This window comes from Variovorax sp. OV700, from assembly GCF_900099805.1.
Taxonomy (GTDB): Bacteria; Pseudomonadota; Gammaproteobacteria; order Burkholderiales; family Burkholderiaceae_C; genus Variovorax.
In genome coordinates, this window is sequence record NZ_FNDR01000006.1 from 210,086 (window position 1) to 228,826 (window position 18,741).

Below are 18,741 nucleotides of genomic sequence, written 5' to 3' on the forward strand. Positions count from 1 at the left end.
TTGGTTGAAGCTCTTCTTTATTCGTTTTCGAGCATGGATCGGATCAGCGGGATCGTGATCGCGCGCTGTGTCTGCAGGGCATAGCCATCGAGCTGCGTGAGCAGCTCCATGAGGCTGCCCAGGTCGCGGCTGAAGCGGTGCAGCATGTAGTCGAGCACGTCGTCCGACAGCATGACGCCGCGCGCGTCGGCCGCCTGCCGCAGCACCGCGCGGCGTTCGCTTTCGCTCAGCACCTGCAGGTGGAACACGTGGCCCCAGCCCAGCCGGGTGCGAAGATCTTCGCGCAGCGGCAGGTCGGCCGGCGGCAGGGCGCCCGCGGCCACCACGCCGCGCTGCAGGGTCTGCGCGTTGACGAACCAGTTGAAGGCCGCGTGCTGCTGCACCGCGGTGTACAGGTGCACGTCGTCCAGGAGCACGGCGCCCCAGCGCTCGTCGAACTCGGGCGGCTCCAGCAGGCCGGCGTGCAGCCAACCCACGCTCGCGCCCTGCTCGCGCAGTGCGACACGCACCGATTCGAGCAGATGGGTCTTGCCGCTGCCGCTTTCGCCCCACAGATAGGTGGGCACGGGAGAGTGCGGCACCGGCTGGCCGGCGCCGCCCACCCACAGTTGCAGGTGCCGCAGCGCCGCCTCGTTCGGGCCGGCAAAAAAAGCGTCGAAGCTGGGGCCCGTCGCAATGCCGATATCGAGCGCGAGCTGTTTCATCCCGGGAAGGTTCATGGAGGGGGCCCGGAGGGCCCTTAAAATCGTGAGGAATTCTATCGGCCCGGCCGCTTCGGTTACCGGCGCCCCTACCTCTTCGTCTCCTTCCCGCCCCTTTTCTCGACACCGTCCGACCATGACTTCCCCTACGCCCACCCCGCTCAGCTACAAGGATGCCGGTGTCGATATCGATGCCGGCGACGCCCTGGTCGACCGTATCAAACCCCTCGCCAAGAAGACCCTTCGCGAAGGTGTACTGGCCGGCATCGGCGGCTTCGGCGCGCTGTTCGAGGTGCCCAAGCGCTACAAAGAGCCGGTGCTGGTGAGCGGCACCGACGGCGTGGGCACCAAGCTCAAGCTGGCTTTCGAATGGAACATGCACGACACGGTCGGCATCGACCTGGTGGCCATGAGCGTCAACGACGTGCTGGTGCAGGGCGCCGAGCCCCTCTTCTTTCTCGACTACTTCGCCTGCGGCAAGCTCGACGTGGACACGGCCGCGGCCGTGATCGGCGGCATCGCACGCGGCTGCGAAATCTCCGGTTGCGCGCTGATCGGCGGCGAAACCGCCGAAATGCCGGGCATGTACCCGGCCGGCGAGTACGACCTGGCCGGCTTTGCGGTCGGCGCGGTCGAAAAGTCGAAGATCCTCACCGGCCAGAACGTGAAGCCCGGCGACGTGGTGCTGGGCCTGGCTTCGGCCGGCGTGCACTCCAACGGCTTCAGCCTGGTACGCAAGGTGATCGAGCGCGCGGGTGCTGATCTGCCGGCCACGCTCGACGGCAAGCCTTTCCGCGAAGCCGTGATGGAACCCACCCACCTCTACGTGAAGCCGGTGCTCGAGGCGCTGGCCAAGCACCCGATCAAGGCGCTGGCCCACATCACGGGTGGCGGCTTGCTCGAGAACATTCCGCGCGTGCTGCCCGAAGGCACGGCGGCCCACCTCAAGAAGGGCAGTTGGCCGCAAACCGAGCTCTTCGCCTGGCTGCAGAAGGTGGCGGGCATCGACGACATCGAGATGAACCGCACCTTCAACAACGGCATCGGCATGGTGGTGGTGATCGATGCGGCCGAGGCCGCCGCCTGTGCCGCCACGCTGCGCGCAGCCGGAGAGTCGGTGCATGAAATCGGCACCATCGCCGAGCGCGCCGCGGGTGCCGCTGTAGTGGTCGGCTGATCTTTTCCTCCGAGGCTCGCGCGCAGCACCCGGACCCTGATGGCCAAACCCACCCTCGTCACCATCGACACCAAGCCCAAGCCTGCTTCCCGCAACGTGGTGCTGGCCAGCTACCTCTTGATGCCGGCCGCCCTGCTGCTGGTGATGTGGGAGCACCTGCTGCCCGGGCTTCTGTGCGTGTGCATCGGTTTTCTGGCCACGCGCTGGTTCGCACGCCTGATCGGCAATGGCCTGGCGCGGCTGAGGCTGCCGCCGCTGCGTGCCGGCGTGCTGGCCCGGTTCCTGGCGGTCACGCTGATGCTGCTCGCTCCCATTGCGCTGATTTCTCTCGGCCTGTCGGAGGCGCGGGAGTACATCCTCGATGCGCCCGACCAGTACCGAGACCTGCTCGACTACACGGCCCGCACGGTGCTCGAACTGCGGCTCAAGCTGCCTCCAGAAATTGCGGTCTACCTGCCTGAAGGCGCGGCCGAAGTGCAACGCGTGGTGGCCAACTACCTGCGGGCGCAGGCCGGTTCGCTGGCCCTGGCCGGCCGGGCATGGCTGGGCGGTCTGCTGTTCGCCTACGTCGGACTCATCGTGGGCGGGCTGGCCGCCATTGCGCCGCCGCCATTGCGGCACCGGCCATTGGCTGCGCAGCTGTACCGGCGCATCACCATCTTCGGCGAGGCCTTTCGCCAGATCGTTGCCGCGCAGTTCTGGATCGCGGCCTTCAACACCCTGCTGACCGCCATCTTCCTGCTGTTCCTGATGCCGCTCTGGGGCCCCCACCTGCCCTACACGCCGGCTCTGATCACATTGACCTTCGTGGCGGGCCTGGTGCCCATCGTGGGCAACCTGGTCTGCAATTCGGTGATCACGCTGGTGGCGCTGTCGGTCTCTCCGATCACGGCGCTCGCCTGCCTTGTCTTCCTGATCGTCATTCACAAGGCCGAATACGTCATCAACGCCAAGGTGGTCGGCAGCCGCACGCAGATGCGCGTGTGGGAACTGCTGGCCGTCATGTTCGTGGCCGAAGCGATTTTCGGCCCGGCCGGCCTGGTGGCGGCGCCGCTTTTCTACGCGTACCTCAAGAAAGAGCTGCAGGCCGCCGAGCTCGTGTAGAACTCATGTCCTGATCTGATCGGTTCTGGTCTGCTTTGGCGCGGACCGGGCGCTGGCGACACTGAAGAATAGGAGGCATCATTCACTCCGCCCTTCGAGCCCGCACCCATGAAATCCTGTCTGATTGTGATCGACGCCCAGGAATCGTTCCGGCAGCGCGCCTATTGGTCCGAAAGTGTCGCGCACCCGTATTTCGCCGCGCAGAACGCGCTGATCGAAGGCTGCTCGGCCGCCGATGTCCCGATCGTTCGCATCTTCCATGTCGACGAACCCGCAATCGAAAGCCATCCCTTTGCGGTCGAGTCGGGCTTCGTCCGGCCGATCGAAGGCTTGGCACCGTTCGACGCCGCGGCCACCTTCACCAAGCACCGCCACAGCGCGCTGGTCAACAGCGGCCTCGACGTCTGGCTCACGCAGCAAGGCATCGGCCGGCTGATCGTGAGCGGCATCCGCACCGAGCAATGCTGCGAAACCACCACGCGCCATGCCTCCGACCTGGGCTGGGAGGTCGACTACGTGACCGACGCCACACTGACCTTCGACATGGTGCAGCCCGATGGCCGGCCGCTGGCTGCGGCCGACATCAAGGCGCGCACCGCGGCCGTGCTGGACGGCCGATTTGCCACCGTTTGCAGCGTTGCGCAGGCGCTGCAAAGAGCCCGCGCCCAAGCCAGCGAAGGAGCGGCGGCATGACTTTGCGCGTACGAATCCTCGCCTACGAAGGCGTCGAAGCGCTCGACTTCGCGGGCCCCTTCGAAGTGTTCACCACCGCGAGCCGCGTCAGCCGGCGGATGAACCTCGGCACGCCAACCCCGTTCGAGGTGGCGTCCGTGGCGCTCGCGCGCAACGGCCAGCCCGTGCAGGCGCGCGCCGGCCTGCGCCTGCTGGCGGACCACGACCTGGCCACAAGCCCCGAAGCCGACGTGCTGATCGTGCCCGGCGGCGTGGTCGACGCGCCGATGGCGAGCTCCGATACGCTGCGCTGGATCGCCGAATGCGCGGCCGGCGCGCAGCTCGTCGCCTCGGTCTGCACCGGCGTCTTCCTGCTGGCCAAAAGCGGCGTGGTCGCGCATGAGGCCGTCACCACCCACTGGGAAGACATTGCGGACCTCCGTGAGCAGTTCCCCTCCCTCGACGTGCGCGAAGGTGAGCGCTGGATCGACAGCGGCCGCGTCGTCAGCTCCGCGGGCATCAGCGCCGGTATCGACATGAGCCTGTACCTGGTCGAAAGGCTGTCCGGCCGCGCGCTGGCCGAACGCACGGCGCGCCAGATGGACTACGCATGGACCTCCTGCAGCAACCCATCCGCGTAGTGTTCGTGCTGCTGCCGGGCAGCCTGGTGCTCGACTGGGCCGGCCCCGCGGAGGCGCTGCGCATCGCCAACCAGCGGTTGCGCGCGGCGGGCCAGCCCGAGCGCTTCGAGATCGAATTCGCAAGCCCGCGCCCCACGTCGATCGGTTCCGTGGGGGTTGCGCTCGCCAATCTCGCGCCGCTGCCGGCGCAATGGAACGGCCCGGCCTGGATAGTGCTCGTCGGGCTGCCCGGCGACTCCATCCCGGTGGACAACGCCGAGACCCAGGATCTTCTGCACTGGCTGCGCGGGCAGCGCTTCGAGCGCGGCCGTCTCGAGCTGGTCACGGTCTGCGCCGGCGCCCTGCTCGCTGCGCATGCCGGTGCGCTCGCGGGCCGGCGCGTCACCACGCACCACCACCACCTGGACGAGTTGCGCGCGGTAGAACCGCGCTGCGACGTCGTGGCCAACCGCGTGTTCGTGATCGATCCGCCGGTCTACAGCAGCGCGGGCGTCACGACCGGCATCGACTTGGTGCTGCACCGCATCGCGGAGGTGTGCGGCGAGCCGCTGGCGGCCCAGGTGGCGCAGACCATGGTGGTAGCGCAGCGGCGCGGCCCGCACGACCCGGAGCTGTCGCCCTTTCTGGCCTACCGCAACCATTTGCATGCCGCCCTCCACCGGGTGCAGGACGCCGTCAGCGAACAGCCCCAGGCCGACTGGAGCGTGCCCCGGATGGCGGAAGTGGCCCACACCTCGGCGCGTCACCTCACGCGGTTGTTCGTCGAGCATGCGGGCGTTGCGCCGCTGGCCTACCTGCGGCGGCTGCGGCTGGCGGCGGCGCAGCTCGCGCTGGCCTCGGGTGCGAGCGTGACGCGGGCGGCGGAAATCTCGGGCTTCGGATCGGACACGCAGTTGCGGCGCGCATGGCATCAGTTCGGGCTGCCCGGCTCACCATCTGCTTCCACATCGCTGTCCAAAGCCTAGCGCCGCAGAGGCTCCGAGAATCAGCTTTCCGGCAGTGTGCAGGCCCGGGCGCGCGCCAGCAGCAATGTCTTCTCGCGCGTGTTGCGCGTGAGCGAGGCGGCGCGGTCGAATTCCCTGCGCGCCTCCTCGCGGCGGCCGAGCTTGAGCAGAAGGTCGCCGCGCACCGCAGGCAGCAGGTGATAGTTCTGCAATGCCGGCTCGCCCACGAGCGCATCGACCACTTCGAGTCCGGCGGCCGGGCCGAAGGCCATCGAGAGCGCGACGGCGCGGTTCAGTTCGACGATGGGTGAAGGCGACAACTCCGCCAGCGCGTCGTACAGCGCGGCGATGCGCGCCCAGTCGGTTTCTTCCGCGGTGCGCGCTCGGCCATGGCAGGCGGCAATGGCGGCCTGCAGCGCATAGGGGCCGTGAGCGCCGACCAGCGCTTCCGCCCGCGCCAGTCCGGCCAAGCCGCGGCGAATCAGCATCTGGTCCCAGCGCGCGCGGTTCTGCTCGAGCAGCAGCACTGGCTCGCCCGACGGACCCATGCGCGCCGCCGTGCGCGAGGCCTGGATTTCCATCAGCGCCACGAGGCCGTGCACCTCCGACGCGTCGGGCATCAGCTCGGCCACGATGCGGCCCAGGCGCATCGCTTCGTCGCACAGCGCGGGGCGCATCCAGTCGTCGCCGGCGGTGGCCGAGTAGCCTTCGTTGAAGATCAGGTAGAGCACCTCGAGCACCGACGCGAGCCGCGCCTCGAGCTCGTGCCGGCGCGGCACCTCGAAGGGCACGTGCGCTTCGAGAAGCGTGCGCTTGGCCCGCACGATGCGCTGCGCCACGGTGGCTTCGGGCACGAGGAAGGCACGGGCGATCTCATCGGTCGTGAGGCCTCCCATCAGCCGCAGCGTGAGCGCCACGCGCGCCTCGGTCGAAAGCACCGGGTGGCAGGCGGTGAACACCAGCCGCAGCAGGTCGTCCCCGATGTCGTCGTCGATGGCCGCATCCACCGCTTCGGCAAAATCGGCTTGCGCCATTTCGTGCTGCGCATCGAGTTCGCGGCCGATCTCGGGTGCCTTGCGTTCCGCCAGCTGGCCATGCCGCAACCGGTCGAGGGCGCGGCGCTTGGCAACTGCGGTGAGCCAGGCCGCGGGGTTGTCGGGCACGCCCGATTCCGGCCATTGCTCGAGGGCGGAAACCAGCGCGTCCTGGGCCAGCTCCTCCGCCAGGCCCACGTCGCGCACCATCCGCGCCACAGTGGCGATGATCTTGGCGGATTCGATGCGCCACACCGCCTCGATGCTGCGGTGGATGGCTGCCTCGTCGCGAGGCGCAGCGCTCATGGTCAAGTTTTCTTGACCGCCTGCATCGACGGCAATTCGATTGTCAGGGCCTGCACCTCAGGCGGAAAGTCGGCAATCTCCTGGATCTGCCGGACCTCGATGACCTCGTTCTCGCCGCCCGGGCAGCGCGTGGCCCATTCGATGGCGTCGGCACGCGAAGACACGTCGATGATCCAGTAGCCGCCGAGCACTTCCTTGGCCTCGGCGAAAGGGCCATCGACCACCTTGGGCTTGCGGCCCGGAAAGCTCACGCGCGCGCCCATCGAGGGCGGGTGCAGGCCGTCGCAGCTGATCAGAATGCCGGCCTTCTGCATCGACTCGTTGTAGGCCATCATGGCCGCCACCGCATCGACGTCGTCGGGAATGGTGCCCGGCGCGGCCGTTTCGTAGCCGTGGGGAATCATCAGCAGCATGAATCGCATGGTGGGTCTCCTTGGGTGCGGCCGGCTCAGCTGCCGGCCTTGCCGCGGGCCTCGGCCTCCGCGCGCAGGCGGTCTTCCTGCGCCAGCAGTTCGGGCGTCATCGAGTCGCCGAAATCGGAGGCTTCGAAGACCTGGCGGATCTCGATCTCGCCCTCCTGGAACGGGCTGCGCTTGATCCATTCGATGGCTTCGTCCTTCGACTTGACCTGGAGCAGCCAGAAACCCGCGAGCAGTTCCTTCGTCTCGGCGAAGGGGCCGTCGATCACGGTGCGCTTCAGCCCTTCGCAGCGCACTCGGGCGCCCCTGGACGACGGATGCAGCCCTTCGCCCGCCAGCAGCACGCCGGCCTTGACCAGTTCCTCGTTGAACTTGCCCATGGCGGTGAGCACCTCGGTGCTCGGCATCACGCCGGCTTCGGAATCCTTGTTGGCCTTGACCAGAACCATGAATCGCATGTCTTTTCTCCTGAAGGTTGATGAGGTTGGGGGAGCCGCAAAAACCACGTGCTCCTGTTCACACGTCGGACGAGCGAAATACGGATCGACACGTCCGCGTCGATCCATTTGTAATTATTTGTATCAGAAACTCAGGGCAAATAGCCGCAGAAGCGCAGGATGTGTCCATCCGGCTCGCGGATCGCGAATTCGCGCAGGCCCCAGGGCTGGGAGGCCGGCGGCTCGACCACCGTCACGCCGCGCTTGACGTAGGCGGCGTGCAGGCCGTCCACGTCCTTGCCCACGTGAATCACGATTTCGCCGCGCCAGGGCGGCGTGCCGCGCGTGTTGCACTGCCACAGCCGCAGGTAGACCGGATCGCCGTAGCTGCGGTCGCCCTTCTTGACCCGCGCATAGCTGGGCGGCTCGCCGGCGATGAAGTCGAGCTCGAAGCCCAGCACGTCGCGAAACCAGCGTGCGGCGCGCGTGACGTCGGACACCGGCAGCACCGGCTGCACACCGTGGAATTCGTGCAGCGTGCCGAGATCGGGCGCGGCAGCCACGCCGTCCGTCGCGTCCATCAATTGGCCGCGCGCCGCAATGCGGCTACGCGCTCGGCAATGGCGTCGACGTCGAGCGCGTCTTCCGCGTGCTCTAGGTAGGTTTCGAGGTCGCGCACGGCGGCCGCGGTGTTGCCCTGCTCGGCATGCGCGATGCCGCGGTCGCGGTATTCGCCCCAGGCGGTGGGCAGCAGCGCAATCAGCCGGTCTTGCACCGCAATGGCACGCTGCCAGTCCTCCTGGGCACGGTGCACTTCCTTCAGGTTGCGCAGCATGCGCGCGATGATTTCACGCGAACTGGCCGGCTGCAGGTACAGGCCCAGCGGCACGTCGAAGTCGCCGACCAGCCCGTTGCTGCGCTTGTACGGCTCGAGCCTCTCGCCCAGTTCTTCGCGCGAGAGCGATTTGCCGGTAAAAGGGTCGATGACCACCTGCCCCTTCGGCAACGTGACCTTGAGCATGAAGTGGCCCGGGAAACCGACGCCACGCGCCTGCAGCCCCAGGCCCTGCGCCAGCTCCATCCACAACACCGCCAGCGAGATCGGAATGCCGCGGCGCGTGCGCAAAACGGCGTTCAGGTAGCTGTTGTCGGGGTCGTAGTAGTCGTTGACGTTGCCGCCGAAGTTCAGGTCGTTGAAGAAGAACTGGTTGAGCGCGCGCAGCCGGGCCAGCGGCGCGGCATCGGCCGGCAGCCGGCGCTTCAGGCGCGCAAGCAGCTGGTCGACGTCGCCGAGCACCTGCTGCACGTCGAGGTCGGGGTATTCGTCCTGCGCAAGGCTCGCGGCCGCCTCGAGCAGCGGAAAGTGGTCATCGCTCTGCACCAGCGACTCGAAATAAGCCAGTGCGGTGGGAACCTGAAAGCTGAACGTCATGTGTCTTTGTAGAGGAGCATTCGGGGAGCGTCAAGGCGGTGTTTTCAGCTTGCACAATTTGCAAACAACCCTGTTGCGCGAGCTCCCACCGAGCACCGTCCGAGCCCCTTACCGGCGCATGAAACTGCGCAGCCGCACGCCCACGGCCGCCAGCACAGCGAAATACAGCAGCCCCGCACCCGCGATCAGCGCAGCCAGCAGCCCGATGCGATGCAGCCGCTGGGCGCGCAGGCCGATCCAGTCGAAATAGTGCGAGCCCCAGGCCAGCAAGGCGGCCAGCACCAGCGTGCCGGCCGCCACCTGCAGGATGAACTTGCCCCAGCCCGGCTCGGGCTTGTAGCTGCCCCGGCGGATCAGCCCGACCAGGAGCCAGATGGCATTGACCACCGCGCCGATGCCGATGGTCAGCGTGAGCGCGGCGTGCTGAAGCACCGGTACCAGGAAGACGTTGAGCACCTGGATCAGCACCAGCACCGACACGGCAATGATCACCGGCGTGCGCATGTCGTGCCTGGCGTAGTAGCCCGGCGCCAGCACCTTGATGGCCACGATGCCCACCAGCCCGACGCCGTAGCCCATGAGCGCCAGCGTGGTGCGCTTCACGTCCTCGTCGCCGTAGGCGCCGTTGTGGAACAGCACGGCCACCAGCGGCTGCGAGAACAGCAAAAGGGCAATGGCACAGGGCGCCGAGAGCAGCACCACCAGCCGGAGCCCCCAGTCGAGCAGAGCCGAATAGCGCTCGTCGTCCTTGGCGGCGCGCGCGCCGGCCAGTTGCGGCATCAGCACCACGCCGAGCGCAACGCCCAGCATGGCGGTCGGGAATTCCATCAGCCGGTCGGCATTGACCACCCAGGTCACGCTGCCCGTGGCCAGGTGCGACGCGATCTGCGTATTGATGAGCAGCGAGATCTGCGCCACGCTGACACCCAGCAGCGCGGGCAGCATCAGGCTCATGACCTTGCGCGTGGTGGGATCGGTCCAGGCGGTGCGCAGCGCCGTCCAGCTGGCGCCGATGCGTGGCATGAGGCCCAGGGCGCGCAGGGCGGGCACTTGCAGCGCCAGTTGCAGCACCCCGCCGACCAGCACGCCGGCGCACTGCGCATAGATGGGCTCGATGCCGTAGCGCCTGAACAGCGGTGCGCCCACCACGATGGCAAGAATGAGCGAAAGGTTCAGCAACACTGGCGAAGCGGCCGGCACCGCGAACTTGCGCCAGGTATTGAGCACGCCGCCCGCCAGCGCCACGAGCGACATGAAGCCGATGTAGGGAAACATCCAGCGCGTCATGACCACGGCCGCATCGAACCCCGCGAGCCCGCTGGCCATGGCCCACACCATCCAGGGCGCGCCGACCACCCCGGCCACGCACAGGACCACCAGCGCCCAGGTGAGCAGCGTGGCGACGTGGTCGATCAGCGCCTTGGCGCCCTCCTCTCCGGCCTCGCTCTTGCGCGCTGCGAGCACCGGCACGAAAGCCTGGCTGAAGGCGCCTTCGCCGAAAACCCGGCGGAACAGGTTGGGAATGCGGAACGCGACGTTGAAGGCGTCAGTCAGGGCGCTGACGCCGAATACCGAGGCAAAGAGCACGTCGCGCACAAGGCCCGTGATCCGCGATGCGAGCGTCAGCAGGGAAACGGTGGAAGCGGATTTGAGCAGGGACACGGGGCGAGTGTAGGGCCCGCCAAGCAGCGATTCGGCGAAAAAGCCAACCCGGCCTATAATGGAGGGCTTTGCTGCATCATCCTCAGACACCTAAGGAACTAAATCATGGCATCCGCCAAGCCCAAGAAAAAGAACCCGCGCCTCGCCTCCGGCCGTAAGCGCGTCCGCCAGGACACCAAGCTCAACGCTGCGAACACCTCGCTGCGCTCCAAATACCGCACCGCCGTGAAGAATGTCGAAAAGGCCGTCCTGGCCGGCGACAAGACCAAGGCAAGCGAACTCTTCGCGAAGGCCCAGAGCATCGTCGACACCGTCGCCGACAAGGGCATCTTCCACAAGAACAAGGCAGCTCGCGACAAGAGCCGCCTGTCGGCGAAGGTCAAGGCCCTCGCCCTCGCGCCTGAAAAGGCCGCCGCCTGACACCTGTCAGGCAAGCCCGGATCGGAATTCTCCGATCCGCCGTTTGATCGGGGTGCGCTGCAGCAAAGTGTAAAAAACCGCCTTCGGGCGGTTTTTTCATGTCCGATCGCTTCCTGGAGTGGAAGCGCTGGCTCAGGTTTTGAGTGGTGCGACCGGCGCGTCGGGGACCAGGCAGGCTTCGGCCACCTGCAGATCGTTGTCCCGCGCAAAATTGACGCAGAAGTCCCAGGCCATGGGCTCGGCATCGCGCAGGGCGCGATTCACGACCACGCACTTGACCCCGTTGATGGTGGTTGGAACGCACCAGGGCGAATAGCTCAAATGGCTCCCCGGATACGCACCGCCGGGCCGGAAAGAGCACATCACGCCGGCGAGCCGCTCGGCCCAGTCGCTCGGTCGAAAAGTCCGGCCATCATGGGTGATGCCCTGGATGAAGATTTCTTTGGCAGTGGGGGAAATCATCGTTGAATGAGGCGCCCGGAGCGGGTGCTGCGGTGCAACAAGAGATTCTATCCGCCCCACTTTTGCCTCCTGGGCAGGGGGCATTGCTGTGATGCGGAATCCTCAACGAAGCCGCCATGGGGCACGCCTAGAATCCGCGGTTCCCTTTCTGGAGAACCGAATGAGCGCTACCGCCCAGCCCACCTCGCCCCACGTCATGAACACCTACGGTCGCCTGCCGATCGCGCTGTCGCACGGCCAGGGCTGCCGAGTCTGGGACACCACGGGCAAGGCCTACCTCGACGGTCTCGGGGGCATTGCGGTGAACACGCTGGGCCACAACCACCCCGAGCTGGTGCCCGCGCTGCAGGACCAGATCAGCAAGCTGATCCACAGCTCCAACTACTACCACGTGCCCGGGCAGGAACAGCTGGCCGCCAAGCTGACCGAGCTGTCGGGCCTGACCAATGCCTTCTTCTGCTGTACCGGCCTGGAAGCCAATGAAGCCGCCCTGAAGCTCGCGCGCAAGTTCGGCCACGACAAGGGCATCGAGCGGCCCGAAATCGTGGTGTACGAAGCCGCGTTCCACGGCCGCAGCATCGCCACCTTGTCGGCTACCGGCAACCCCAAGGTTCAGGCCGGCTTCGGCCCGCTGGTCGAGGGCTTCATCCGCGTGCCGCTGAACGACATCGAGGCGCTCAAGAAAGCCACCGAGGGCAACCCCAACGTGGTCGCGGTGTTCTTCGAAACCATCCAGGGCGAAGGCGGCATCAATCCGATGCGCTGGGAATATCTGAAGCAGGTGCGCGCCCTGTGCGACGCCCGCGACTGGCTCATGATGATCGACGAAGTGCAATGCGGCATGGGCCGCACCGGCAAGTGGTTCGCGCACCAGTGGGCCGGTATCAAGCCCGACGTCATGCCGCTGGCCAAGGGCCTGGGCTCCGGCGTGCCGATCGGCGCCGTGGTGGCTGGCCCCAAGGCCGCCAACATCTTCGGCCCGGGCAACCATGGCACCACCTTCGGCGGCAATCCGCTCGCGATGCGCGCCGGCATCGAGACCATCCGCATCATGGAAGAGCACAAGCTGCTCGAGAACGCCGCCGCGGTGGGCGAGCACCTCAAGAGCGCGCTGGAGCGCGAAATCGGCGGCCTCGCGGGCGTGACGGAAATCCGTGGCCAGGGCCTGATGCTGGGCATCGAGCTGGACCGGCCCTGCGGCGTGATCCTGAACCGCGCCTGCGACGCGGGCCTGCTGCTGAGCGTCACGGCCGACAAGGTGATCCGCCTCGTGCCGCCGCTCATCCTGAGCATTGCCGAGGCCGACGAGATCGTCGCCATCCTCGCGCCCCTGGTGAAAACCTTTCTGTCGGAGCCCGTAGCGCAATGACGACCGCCACCACGCCCAACGCCATCCGCCACTACCTGCAGTTCTCGGACTTCACGGCCGACGAATACGCCTACCTCTTCGATCGCATGGCGATCATCAAGAAGAAGTTCAAGACCTACGAAAAGCACCAGCCGCTGACCGACCGCACGCTGGCCATGATCTTCGAGAAGGCCAGCACGCGCACCCGCGTGAGTTTCGAGGCCGGCATGTACCAGCTCGGCGGCAGCGTGGTGCACCTGACCACCGGCGACAGCCAGCTGGGCCGTGCCGAGCCCATCGAGGACAGCGCCAAGGTCATCAGCCGCATGGTCGACATCGTGATGATCCGCACCTACGAGCAGACCAAGATCGACACCTTCGCCGCGCATTCGCGCGTGCCGGTGATCAACGGCCTGACCAACGAGTTCCACCCCTGTCAGATCCTTGCGGACATCTTCACCTACATCGAGCATCGCGGCTCCATCCAAGGCAAGACCGTCGCCTGGGTGGGTGACGGCAACAACATGGCCAACACCTGGCTGCAGGCGAGCGAGATCCTGGGTTTCAAGGTGCACGTGAGCACGCCCAGCGGCTACGAGGTCGACCAGTCGGTGGCGGGCCTGCGCTCGGCCGACAGCTACCAGGTCTTCAAGGACCCGATGGAAGCCTGCCGCGGCGCCGACCTGGTGACCACCGACGTCTGGACCAGCATGGGCTACGAGTCCGAGAACGAGGCGCGCCGCAAGGCTTTTGCCGACTGGTGCGTCGACGAAGACATGATGCGCATCGCACAGCCCGACGCCCTCTTCATGCACTGCCTGCCCGCGCACCGCGGCGAGGAAGTGCAGGCCGAGGTCATCGACGGCCCGCAATCCGTGGTGTGGGACGAGGCCGAGAACCGGCTCCATGCGCAGAAGGCGCTGATGGAGTTCTTGCTCCTGGGCAAGCTCTGAACAGCTGAGGGCGTGGCCGCGTGTCCGATTGCCAGCAATGCGGCGCCTGCTGCGCCAGCTACCGCGTCGACTTCAGCGTGCATGAACTCGACGACAACGGCGGGCGCGTGCCGTCGGGCCTCGCGGTCGAGGTGAACGATGCGCTTTGCCGCATGCGCGGCACCGACCACACGCCGATGCGCTGCGCGGCGCTGACCGGCAAAATCGGCCACGCCGTGGCCTGCGGCATCTACGAATGGCGCCCCAACCCGTGCCACGAGCTGCAGGCCGGCAGCGACGCCTGCGAGCGGGCGCGCTCGCGGCACGGGCTGCCGCCGCTCGATCACTGACCCGGTTCATCTGGTCACGCATGGTGTTGGAAATAACCGACACCACGACCCCTCGCCGGGCGCTAACTTCGCGCCATGGCTTCATCACATCCGCAACGCATCTGGGACATTTCACCGCCCGTGCATGAAGGCACGCCGGTGTTTCCCGGCGACACGCCCTACCAGCAGCGTTGGGCTGCGACCATTTCGCCGGATTGCCCGGTCAACGTCAGCGAGATCAAGCTCTCACCGCATGTCGGCGCGCACGCCGACGCGCCCCTGCACTACGACCCCGAAGGCCAGACCATCGGCCTCGTGGATCTGGCCCCCTTCATCGGCCCCTGCCGCGTGATCCATGCCATTGCCAAGGGCCCGCTGATCGAGTGGGAGCACATTGCGCATGCCATCACCAGCCAGCTGCCACCGCGCGTGCTGGTGCGCACCTACGGCGCCATGCCCATCGACCGCTGGGACCCGCAACTCGCGGCCTACGCACCGGCCACCATCGAGCGCCTGGCGGCCATGGGCGTGAAGCTCATCGGCATCGACACCGCCAGCATCGACCCGGCCGACAGCAAGACGCTGGAAAGCCACCAGCGCATCCGCCGCCTCGACCTGCGCGTGCTCGAGAACCTCGTGCTCGACGAGGTGCCCGAGGGCGACTACGAACTCATCGCGCTGCCGCTGAAGCTGGTCAGCGCCGATGCCTCCCCCGTCCGCGCCGTGCTGCGCGAACTTTCACGCTGAAACCCTGCCCATGACGACTCTTGAAGACTGCCGCGCGCTCGACGCGCAAGACGCGCTGCGCCCGCTGCGCGACCAATTCACACTGCCGGAAGGCGTGATCTACCTCGACGGCAATTCGCTCGGCGTGCTGCCCACGGCCGCGCCGGCGCGCATCGCCGAAGTCGTCACCCAGGAATGGGGCCAGGGCCTGATCCGCTCGTGGAACACCGCGAGCTGGTTCGACCTGCCGCAACGCCTGGGCGACAAGGTGGCGCGGCTGATCGGCGCAGCGCCGGGCGAAGTGGTGTGCACCGACAGCACCTCGGTCAACCTTTACAAAGTGCTCTTCGCGGCGCTCTCGCAGCAAAAGGACACCGGGCGCAAGCTGGTGGTGAGCGAGCGCAGCAACTTCCCGACCGACCTCTACATCGCCGAGTCCCTTTGCCGCGAACGCGGTTTCACGCTCAAGCTGATCGAGGCGGGCGAACTGCAAGGCCCGGGTTCGGTGCTGACCGACGAAGTGGCCGTGCTGATGCTCACGCACGTCAACTACCGCACCGGCGCCATGCATGACATGAAGGCCATCACCGCCGCGGCGCATGCCGCCGGCGCGCTGACCGTATGGGATCTGGCGCACAGCGCTGGCGCCGTGCCTGTGGCGCTCAACGACAGCAATGCCGACTACGCCATCGGCTGCGGCTACAAATACCTGAATGGCGGGCCGGGCGCGCCCGCCTTCGCGTGGGTTCATACGCGGCATGCGGGCAAATTCGAGCAGCCCCTGTCGGGCTGGTGGGGTCACGCGGCGCCCTTCGAGTTCACGCCGCACTACCGGCCCGCACCGGGTGTGGGCCGCTACCTCTGCGGCACGCAGCCGATCGTCGCTTTGGCGGGGCTGGAATGCGGCCTGGACACCGTGCTTGCCGCCGAAGCATTCGACAAGGATCAAGGCGCCATGGCCGCGCTGCGCGCCAAGTCGCTCGCACTCACCGACCTCTTCATCGAACTTGTCGAAGAGCGCTGCGCGGGCCAGGGCCTGTCGCTGGTCACGCCGCGCGAACACGCACAGCGCGGCTCGCAGGTGTGCCTGAGCCGCGGTGAAGGCGCGTACGCCATCGTGCAGGCGCTGATCGCGCGCGGCGTGATTGGCGACTACCGCGCCGGTGATTCGCAGATGCCCGACATCCTGCGCTTCGGCTTCACGCCGTTGTACCTGGGCTTCGAGGACGTGTGGAACTCCGTCGAGCACCTGGTGCAGGTGCTCGAATCCGGCGAGTGGAAGCGCGAAGAATTCAACCGCAAGAACGCAGTGACCTGAGCAGAACCTCCCCATGAAACACCGATTGATCGCCCTCTTCGCATCGCTCCTGATGCTGGCCGCACCGGCCTTTGCACAGCAAGCCAGCTTCACGCTGGAGCAACTCAAAGCCTTCGCCGCGCTCACGCCCGATGCCTTCCGCCAGCAAGTCAAGGCCCAGGGCTTCTCCTACGTCGACAGGACGGTGACAGACCAGGTCAGCATGATCGAATACGACAAGATGGTCGATGACGAGACCGTCCGCCTCATGAAGTCCACCTATGTTGAAAGCCGCGCCAGCGAGAACAGCGTCGAGCTCTCGCTGACCGACAAGGCCGCCTTCGACCGGCTGATCAAGGAGGTTCGCGCCGCGGGCTATGCCCCTGCCGAAAAGGGCCGCATTCCCGGCGGCGAGACCTACCAGGATTTCAAGCGCAAGACCGATGTCGTGCGCTTCGTCTACCCCCGGAAAGACTCGATCCCGGGTCGCCCCTCCTACACCGCCGTGGTCTCGCGATGACTGGCCAGCAAACATCATGAGCACCGAAAAAATCGTTCACGAAGAGAAGGCGCAGCTGGACTTCAGCAAGTCGATGAGCTACGGCGACTACCTGCACCTCGACGAGATCCTCAATGCGCAGCATCCGCTCTCGCCCGCGCACGACGAGATGCTGTTCATCGTGCAGCACCAGACCAGCGAACTCTGGATGAAGCTCATGCTGCATGAGCTGCGCGCCGCCACCCGCTGCATCGCCGAAGAGAAGCTGGCCGACGCCTTCAAGATGCTCGCGCGCGTGAGCCGCATCATGGAACAGCTGGTGAGCGCATGGACCGTGCTCTCGACCATGACGCCGCCCGAATACACGGCAATGCGCCCGTACCTGGCCAACTCCAGCGGCTTCCAGAGCGCGCAGTACCGCTGCATCGAATTCGCGCTCGGCAACAAGAACGCCGCGATGCTCAAGCCGCATGCGCACCGGGTCGATCTGCTGGCGCAGGTCGACGCGGCCTACCGTTCGCCTTCGCTTTACGACGAGTCGCTGAAGCTGCTCGCGCGCCGTGGCCTTCCGGTGCCCGCCGACCACTTGGAGCGCGACTGGACCCAGCCCTACGAGGCCAGCGACGGCGTCGAGGCGGCATGGCTCATCGTGTACCGCAACCCGCACGACCACTGGGAGCTGTACCAGCTCGGCGAAAAACTCACCGACCTCGAAGACGCCTTTCGTCTCTGGCGCTTTCGCCATGTGACCACGGTGGAGCGTGTGATCGGCTTCAAGCGCGGCACCGGCGGCACGGGCGGCGTGAGCTATCTGCGCAAGATGCTCGACGTGGTGCTGTTCCCCGAAATCTGGAAGCTGCGCACCGATCTTTGATGCGAGTTGTTGCCTCGTTTGCACAAACCGCTACATTGGCAACAACGGAGGCACTGCCATGAACGATGTCCAGTTCTCGCTCGAAGAGCTTGCAACCCTGCGCGAGCATCGCGTGGTCCTGTTCGCGGACCGCGTGATCTTCGATGCGCAACCACCCATGGCCGAGCCGCGCATTGCCGAAATCGAAGCGCAGTGCGCGGGGCCGATTCCCGAGGCCCTGGCCACGCTGTGGCGGCAAACGGCCGGCGGCCGGCTCGACTACGACCTGTCGCTGCTGATGAACGGCAACGTGGAATCCGTCAGCTGGTCGGAGCTTTTCTGGGACGGCAGCGACGGCTATCGCGATCTGCAGGGCTGGATCGGGCATGAACAGGAGTTGGCAGAAGAGGCCGCCAAAGAAGAAAGCCGCCCCTGGAGCGGCAAGCTCACGCACCTGCCCTTCGGCGGCTTCGAATACCTCGACCGCGTCTACGCGGTGGTCGAGCCCGGTCCCCAGCACGGGCACATCACCGCATGGAAACAGGGACTGCCGCCGGCCTGGACGCATGCGCTGCACGAAGACGGCGTGAGCACCATCGCACCCGATCTGCGCGGCGCCTTTGCGGCCCTGCACCTCGACGAAAACCCGCTGACGCCCACGAGCGACTATTTCTCGGGCCAGGCCCTGCTCCAGTACCTCGACGACAGGCACCAGGACCACGGCCTGGATCTCGATTTGATGGACAAGCTGGTGGCCTTCTATTGCCGCGCCGTGATCGACTGGCGCACGCCGCTGGCGGATGGAACGCTGCGCAGATTGCCGGCGACGGCACGTGCGGCGCTGCACCATGCATTAGCCACCGACGACGCGGACCTGGTGGCCGAGCTCGCGGCCGCGGGCGTGAGTTTCGACGGCCCGCAGCAAGGCAGCGCACTGGCCACCGACGTGGCCATCGGCAAGGACGCCTTCGCCGCGGCCATGGCGCTGGTGCGCGCGGGTGCGCCAGTGGCGGCCGACGCCTTGCGCAACATCGACGGCCAGATTTCGCCCGAACTCACGAGCGCACTGCTCGCCAACGGTGCGGAGGCCAGCGTGGGCGCCATCGTCAATTGCGCTGCCTGCGGTGCGCCGGCGAGCGCGCACCTGATCGCCGATGCCTGCGCGCAGGCCGGCATCGACGTGCAGCCCGCATTCGCTGCTGAACGCGATGCGATGCTGGCCGAACTCGAGGCCACGCTGCTCGAAGTTCGCGATGGCTCCCATGGCCACTACCTCGGTGCCGAGGGATTGGCCGAGCGCATCGAACACCTGCAGGCGTTCAGGCTCTGAGCCTGGCGCGGCGGCC

At 66.8% G+C, this 18,741-nt stretch carries 22 protein-coding genes; 14 read left to right on the top strand and 8 right to left on the bottom strand.

Annotated elements, in window-relative coordinates:
- Positions 1 to 17 precede the first annotated feature (17 nt).
- Entirely contained in the window at positions 18 to 704 is a 687-nt protein-coding gene (gene hda / locus BLR24_RS16210; protein WP_254787341.1) for a DnaA regulatory inactivator Hda, read from the bottom strand.
- A 133-nt stretch (positions 705 to 837) separates the two neighbouring features.
- On the opposite strand from hda, the gene purM reads away from it, so the two are divergent.
- From purM to BLR24_RS16235, 5 genes are all read left to right on the top strand, one after another.
- Positions 838 to 1,878, top strand: coding sequence for a phosphoribosylformylglycinamidine cyclo-ligase (gene purM, locus BLR24_RS16215; RefSeq protein WP_093018628.1), 1,041 nt, complete (start codon positions 838 to 840; stop codon positions 1,876 to 1,878).
- Positions 1,879 to 1,917: 39 nt separating this feature from the next.
- Entirely contained in the window at positions 1,918 to 2,982 is a 1,065-nt protein-coding gene (locus BLR24_RS16220; protein ID WP_093018630.1) for an AI-2E family transporter, read from the top strand.
- A 108-nt stretch (positions 2,983 to 3,090) separates the two neighbouring features.
- The gene (locus tag BLR24_RS16225) at positions 3,091 to 3,675 is read left to right on the top strand and encodes a cysteine hydrolase family protein (RefSeq protein ID WP_093018632.1); all 585 of its coding nucleotides are present in this window, start codon (positions 3,091 to 3,093) and stop codon (positions 3,673 to 3,675) included.
- A complete protein-coding gene (locus BLR24_RS16230) occupies positions 3,672 to 4,295 on the top strand; it encodes a DJ-1/PfpI family protein (protein WP_093018634.1) in 624 nt (207 codons plus the stop codon). Before BLR24_RS16225 ends, BLR24_RS16230 begins: the two co-directional genes overlap by 4 nt.
- Entirely contained in the window at positions 4,265 to 5,260 is a 996-nt protein-coding gene (locus BLR24_RS16235; RefSeq protein WP_093018636.1) for a GlxA family transcriptional regulator, read from the top strand. Before BLR24_RS16230 ends, BLR24_RS16235 begins: the two co-directional genes overlap by 31 nt.
- A gap of 20 nt (positions 5,261 to 5,280) precedes the next feature.
- Here the strand turns inward: BLR24_RS16235 and BLR24_RS16240 are convergent, their stop codons facing one another.
- The 6 genes from BLR24_RS16240 to murJ form a co-directional block, all read right to left on the bottom strand.
- Complete coding sequence (locus BLR24_RS16240; RefSeq protein WP_093018638.1) at positions 5,281 to 6,579, bottom strand: RNA polymerase sigma factor; 1,299 nt, start codon at positions 6,577 to 6,579, stop codon at positions 5,281 to 5,283.
- Between the two features lie 2 nt (positions 6,580 to 6,581).
- A complete protein-coding gene (locus BLR24_RS16245; protein ID WP_093018640.1) occupies positions 6,582 to 7,001 on the bottom strand; it encodes a YciI family protein in 420 nt (139 codons plus the stop codon).
- 26 nt (positions 7,002 to 7,027) lie between these two features.
- Positions 7,028 to 7,456: a YciI family protein gene (locus BLR24_RS16250; protein WP_093018642.1), complete on the bottom strand. Its 429-nt coding sequence runs from the start codon at positions 7,454 to 7,456 to the stop codon at positions 7,028 to 7,030.
- 131 nt (positions 7,457 to 7,587) lie between these two features.
- The gene (locus BLR24_RS16255) at positions 7,588 to 8,016 is read right to left on the bottom strand and encodes a bleomycin resistance protein (protein WP_093018644.1); all 429 of its coding nucleotides are present in this window, start codon (positions 8,014 to 8,016) and stop codon (positions 7,588 to 7,590) included.
- Positions 8,016 to 8,867 (bottom strand): SirB1 family protein, encoded by an 852-nt coding sequence (locus BLR24_RS16260; protein ID WP_093018646.1) that lies wholly within the window; start codon positions 8,865 to 8,867, stop codon positions 8,016 to 8,018. The genes BLR24_RS16255 and BLR24_RS16260 overlap by 1 nt, the downstream gene beginning before the upstream one ends.
- 108 nt (positions 8,868 to 8,975) lie before the next feature.
- Positions 8,976 to 10,529, bottom strand: a complete 1,554-nt coding sequence (gene murJ / locus BLR24_RS16265) for a murein biosynthesis integral membrane protein MurJ (RefSeq protein WP_093018648.1) — start codon at positions 10,527 to 10,529, stop codon at positions 8,976 to 8,978.
- A 105-nt stretch (positions 10,530 to 10,634) separates the two neighbouring features.
- Here murJ and rpsT point away from each other — a divergent pair, with 105 nt between their 5' ends.
- Positions 10,635 to 10,949, top strand: a complete 315-nt coding sequence (rpsT, locus tag BLR24_RS16270; protein WP_007831346.1) for a 30S ribosomal protein S20 — start codon at positions 10,635 to 10,637, stop codon at positions 10,947 to 10,949.
- A 132-nt stretch (positions 10,950 to 11,081) separates the two neighbouring features.
- Here the strand turns inward: rpsT and BLR24_RS16275 are convergent, their stop codons facing one another.
- Positions 11,082 to 11,411, bottom strand: a complete 330-nt coding sequence (locus BLR24_RS16275) for a DUF3579 domain-containing protein (RefSeq protein ID WP_093018650.1) — start codon at positions 11,409 to 11,411, stop codon at positions 11,082 to 11,084.
- A gap of 160 nt (positions 11,412 to 11,571) precedes the next feature.
- Between BLR24_RS16275 and BLR24_RS16280 the strand changes: the two genes are divergently transcribed.
- From BLR24_RS16280 to BLR24_RS16315, 8 genes are all read left to right on the top strand, one after another.
- Positions 11,572 to 12,780, top strand: coding sequence for an aspartate aminotransferase family protein (locus BLR24_RS16280; protein WP_093018652.1), 1,209 nt, complete (start codon positions 11,572 to 11,574; stop codon positions 12,778 to 12,780).
- A complete protein-coding gene (argF, locus tag BLR24_RS16285) occupies positions 12,777 to 13,712 on the top strand; it encodes an ornithine carbamoyltransferase (protein WP_093018653.1) in 936 nt (311 codons plus the stop codon). The genes BLR24_RS16280 and argF overlap by 4 nt, the downstream gene beginning before the upstream one ends.
- A 20-nt stretch (positions 13,713 to 13,732) precedes the next feature.
- Positions 13,733 to 14,041, top strand: a complete 309-nt coding sequence (locus tag BLR24_RS16290; protein WP_093018655.1) for a YkgJ family cysteine cluster protein — start codon at positions 13,733 to 13,735, stop codon at positions 14,039 to 14,041.
- Between the two features lie 75 nt (positions 14,042 to 14,116).
- Entirely contained in the window at positions 14,117 to 14,767 is a 651-nt protein-coding gene (gene kynB, locus BLR24_RS16295) for an arylformamidase (protein WP_093018657.1), read from the top strand.
- 10 nt (positions 14,768 to 14,777) lie between these two features.
- Entirely contained in the window at positions 14,778 to 16,064 is a 1,287-nt protein-coding gene (gene kynU / locus BLR24_RS16300) for a kynureninase (RefSeq protein WP_093018659.1), read from the top strand.
- A 13-nt stretch (positions 16,065 to 16,077) separates the two neighbouring features.
- Positions 16,078 to 16,563: a hypothetical protein gene (locus BLR24_RS16305; protein WP_093018662.1), complete on the top strand. Its 486-nt coding sequence runs from the start codon at positions 16,078 to 16,080 to the stop codon at positions 16,561 to 16,563.
- Positions 16,564 to 16,579: 16 nt separating this feature from the next.
- The gene (kynA, locus tag BLR24_RS16310) at positions 16,580 to 17,416 is read left to right on the top strand and encodes a tryptophan 2,3-dioxygenase (protein WP_093018664.1); all 837 of its coding nucleotides are present in this window, start codon (positions 16,580 to 16,582) and stop codon (positions 17,414 to 17,416) included.
- 58 nt (positions 17,417 to 17,474) lie between these two features.
- Complete coding sequence (locus BLR24_RS16315) at positions 17,475 to 18,725, top strand: SMI1/KNR4 family protein (protein ID WP_093018666.1); 1,251 nt, start codon at positions 17,475 to 17,477, stop codon at positions 18,723 to 18,725.
- The last annotated feature ends 16 nt before the right edge of the window (positions 18,726 to 18,741 follow it).